Here is a 4,460-nt window from a genome sequence, read left to right as displayed (position 1 = left end):
TTTTTTGGGGAGTTTTATTTTCTTAGCTTGATTTCGATGAGCGGTACCCCATAAAGGTCCCTGATACATAATTGATGTTCTGCCATTTGTAGAAAACAATCCACTTATACCATTTTAACAAGAAGAAATATCTCGTCCATGTTGTAATATTGGCTTACGTTAAGCTTGTGAAAAAATCATATTCATGTATAATACAATTGATGTATGATACAATAGTTGTAGGAGGGTGACCTTTTTGAAAAGAGAAGATGCCTTAAAACTAAGAACAGATATTAAGAAAATGATTATATTAACTGGGGTTTTTGAATCTCAAAATTTGCCCAAGGGACCATTTGAAAAACCTTTACCAACTTCTCAAATGATGGCGTTAGAGGAACTAGAGGTGGAAAAACTAACTGTTTGGCAACTATCCAATAAACTTAGATTAGAGACTTCAACTGTAAGTAGATTGGTAGATAAGTTAGTAAAAAAGGGGCTTATTTATCGTGAAGTAAATGAAAAAAATAGAAGAGAACTTTTTCTGCACCTCACAGAAAAAGGTCACATAACTGTTAATTGCTTAAGAGAGCAATCCATTACATTTTATCAAAGTATTCTCAATAATTTATCAGAATCAGAACAAAAAATAGTTGTGGATGGTTTTGAATTATTTATTGATTCTATTTCTAAGCCTTTTGATTAGAGTGAGGTAAGTCATAACATTTGGAGGATAAAATGAGTTTGCATTTTGAACGTCCTATTATTGAATTAAAAGAGAAATTTGATGAATTAAAGAAAATTATGAAAGAAAATAATGTAGATTTATCGTCAGAAATTCATGAATTAGAAAAACGTTTAAATAAAATGCAAGATAAAATTTATTCTAATATTACACCTTTTCAACGAGTTCAAATTGCAAGGCTACGTAACCGACCCACGACATTGGACTATATACCTTTATTGTTTACAAACTTTCTCGAACTTCATGGTGATCGATTATATGGTGATGATAAAGCAATGATAGGTGGTATTGCAAAATTTAAAGGGATGCCCGTTACGGTTATTGGTCATCAAAGAGGTAGAAATACAAAGGAAAGTATAGAAAGAAATTTTGGAATGGCACATCCAGAAGGTTATAGAAAAGCGCTAAGACTTATGAAACAAGCTGATAAATTTAATCGCCCTATTATTACATTTATTGATACAATAGGCGCCTATCCAGGGATAGGGTCTGAAGAACGTGGAATTTCTGAAGCGATAGCTCGAAATCTATTTGAAATGACTACACTTAAAGTGCCAATTGTTTGTATTGTAATTGGAGAGGCATCAAGTGGTGGAGCTCTTGGCATTAGTGTCGGTAACCATATCCATATGTTAGAGTATTCATGGTACTCGGTAATTTCGCCAGAAGGAGCAGCATCTATCCTATGGAAGGACGCTAAGTATGCTCCAGAAGCTGCTGAACATATGAAAATTTCAGCAAAAGATTTAAAACATTTAGGAATTATTGATGAAATCATTCCTGAAATTAAAGGTGGAGCACAAAATGATATAAAATCACAGGCAAAAATGATTGAATCTGTAATCGAATCATCTCTAAAAAAATTGATACTATTATCCTCGGAAGAGCTTATACAACAGCGATATGAAAAGTATAGACAAATAGAGAATTATAAATGAAAGTATTTAAAGTCCGTATTACATTTCGGAGGATTCTCGCAAAAAAATTCTAAATATTTTGTAAGCAACCTCTTAAACTGGGATATGCTGATACTATTACTCTACAAAAGATGTGTGATCGGTATGGAAAAGGAAAATTTGTTCAAATGGAAGCATTATCAGCAAGATATTATTTTGTTAACTGTACGTTGGTACGGTACAACTTAATTTTTCGTGATTTAGTAGAAATGATGAGGAACCAGGATTATCCTACCATTATGCTAGAAATATATATGTTATATTCTCTTTTCCACTACCTTTGCACCAGAACCAAAAAATACGCTATTCTTTCTGTAGAATCATAGGAAAGGATGGCGTTTTTGTATGTATCTATCAATTTCTGACGAATTACAATTATTCGCTGCAGAATTATATGAACATCTTACCCCTTCATTTTTGGAAAATCTCGCTAGAGAGCTAGGTTTTGTAAAAATGAAAACGTAAATTTTCAGGGTATGATTTAGCTACTATATGTGTCTGGATTAGTCAACGAGTAGCGAGTGATTCATTAGTCCGATTGTGTAGTCAGCTACATGCATCAACAGGAACTCTTATGAGTCCTGAAGGACTAAATAAGCGCTTTAATAAAAAGGCAGTGTTCTTTTTGAAACATATTTTCTCCACATTATTAAAAAATAAAGTTTGTGGAAAGTCAGCAATTCCAAGTGCTTCACTTACCTATTTTCAGCGAATTCGTATTTTAGATGCAACCATTTTTCACGTACCAAAACACTTGGCCAATGTATATCCTGGACCAGGTGGTTGTGCACAAACAGCGGGTATAAAAATCCAGTTAGAATATGATTTACATAGTGGTCAGTTTTTAAATTTCCAAGTGGAACCAGGGAAAAATAATGATAAAACCTTTGGAACAGAGTGTTTATCAACATTACGCCCTGGTGACCTATGTATTCGGGATTTAGGCTATTATTCACTGGATGATTTAGATCAAATGGATCAACGTGGTGTGTACTATATATCGCGACTCAAATTAAACAATAGGGTATATGTCAAAAATGAATGTCCTGAATACTTTCGAAACGGAACAATAAAAAAACAATCTCAGTACATCAAAGTTGATTTAGAGCACATCATGGATACCTTAAAACCAGGACAGTCCTATGAAATAAAAGAAGCTTATATTGGAAAGGATAAAAAACTATTCACTCGGGTGATTATGTATCGATTAACAGAAAAACAACTTCGTGAGCGTATGAAAAAACAAGTGTACACAGAAAGTAAAAAAGGGATTACATATTCGGAAAAAAGCAAACGATTAGCTGGCATGAATCTATATGTTACCAATACACCTTGGGAGATTGCTCCGATGGAACAAATCCATAATTTTTACTCTCTCCGCTGGCAAATTGAAATCATTTTTAAAACTTGGAAATCCTTATTTCAAATTCATCATTGGCAACATATTAAACAAGATCGATTAGAATGCCATGTTTATGGAAAACTCATTGCCATTTTTCTATGTTCTTCTACTATGTTTAAGATGCGACAATTAATTTTACAAAAGAAGAAACAAGAATTAAGTGAATATAAAGCAATTGGAATGATTCAAGACCACTTATCGAGTTTGTATCAAGCCATACCCAATAATAAACAAGAACCCTAAAATCGCATCAGTATAGGGATGTATAAAAGAACGCATAGATTCATAGAACAAAAAAAGAGCTTCGCTGGTGAGAGTAGGCTGTCTCTTTTCTTTAATTATCGATAATAGGTCGTTATGTTAACTTCACATGTATTAATATACAGAAAAAATTTTCTTATAAGCGTATTATCTAAGTGATACAATTAGGAAAAGGGAGGTATATGTATGAAAAAGAGTTCTATAAGAAGAATATTCCTGAAGGAATGGACGTTTACTCTGGTACTGATAGCAATTTTCCTTAATGTTTATATTCAAAAAACAGGTATAACACACATTTCTCTTCTCAAATTACTGTTTATTCCGATTATCTTTATCGTTGCTCATTTCATAGATAAGAAATTTGCAAAGTATGCAAATTAAGCATAGGAGGGGCGCCAACATTTCGCAAATTTTGTAGGCTAAGGCATAACGTAGTCATTGATTGAAAATATTTCGTAGGATTTTATAAATACAGAAACCCACGAGGAATATTCTTTAAAGGAGAGTGATTACTTTATGTTAAGAGAATGGATAAATAAGGTGAAAGAACCTAAATGTATTCATAAATATAACTTTATTAAAACTCAAGATAGTGAAAATTTTAAAACAGGACAGATCGGTACAGCTAGTTTTTATAAGTGTGAAAAGTGTGGAAAAGAAAAGATTGAATATAAATATAACAGTGATATAAATAGTGACTATTGGAATATATAAGGTAAATTGTTTAATGAAACGGAGATTTACTAATATTAATTATTCACTATCAAAAAATGAGAAAAAGATTGCTGTAATATTAAAAATTAGCTTCTTATAACGAAAATTATGTAAATAAGCTGTCCATATGGGCGGCTTATTGTATTTTTTGTTTAGTGTATTTTTCTTCAAAAATGCACTGGATTCTTATAGGGAATTGTGGTGTGATGAAGTTTTTGATTTTGAAGTATTTCAAAGTCTTAGCTAGATGGTTATAGACCGGTACCCACGTAATAAAAAGTCAGGAACATTTTGTACATATCAATTATGTTCCTGACTTTGATTTTATTACTAATTTATTGTTTTTGAAGTTATGTGAACTAAAGTAGAGGAGTATTAGAAGTGATTTTAGGAAAGAAGAATATGA

At 32.0% G+C, this 4,460-nt stretch carries 3 protein-coding genes and 2 pseudogenes; all 5 read left to right on the top strand.

Annotated features, from left to right (window positions below; genetic code table 11):
• The first annotated feature begins 235 nt into the window (after positions 1-235).
• The 5 genes and pseudogenes from CDB3_RS12335 to CDB3_RS12310 all read left to right on the top strand — a co-directional run bounded on the left by CDB3_RS12335 (position 236) and on the right by CDB3_RS12310 (position 4,054).
• A complete protein-coding gene (locus tag CDB3_RS12335) occupies positions 236-682 on the top strand; it encodes a MarR family winged helix-turn-helix transcriptional regulator (protein WP_128854692.1) in 447 nt (148 codons plus the stop codon).
• Positions 683-714: 32 nt separating this feature from the next.
• Entirely contained in the window at positions 715-1,659 is a 945-nt protein-coding gene (locus CDB3_RS12330; RefSeq protein WP_000052085.1) for an acetyl-CoA carboxylase carboxyltransferase subunit alpha, read from the top strand.
• 123 nt (positions 1,660-1,782) lie between these two features.
• Positions 1,783-1,901: pseudogene (locus CDB3_RS12325) on the top strand (IS6 family transposase); the annotation flags it as partial.
• A gap of 121 nt (positions 1,902-2,022) precedes the next feature.
• Positions 2,023-3,316, top strand: a pseudogene (locus CDB3_RS12320) (IS4 family transposase); the annotation flags it as partial.
• A 540-nt stretch (positions 3,317-3,856) separates the two neighbouring features.
• Complete coding sequence (locus CDB3_RS12310) at positions 3,857-4,054, top strand: hypothetical protein (RefSeq protein WP_098604868.1); 198 nt, start codon at positions 3,857-3,859, stop codon at positions 4,052-4,054.
• Positions 4,055-4,460 lie beyond the last annotated feature (406 nt).

The sequence above is a fragment of the Bacillus sp. CDB3 genome, from assembly GCF_002081505.1.
Taxonomy (GTDB): Bacteria; Bacillota; Bacilli; order Bacillales; family Bacillaceae_G; genus Bacillus_A; species Bacillus_A cereus_AT.
The sequence above is the reverse complement of the archived record's forward strand: the minus strand, read 5'-3'. Positions and strand labels throughout refer to the sequence as shown.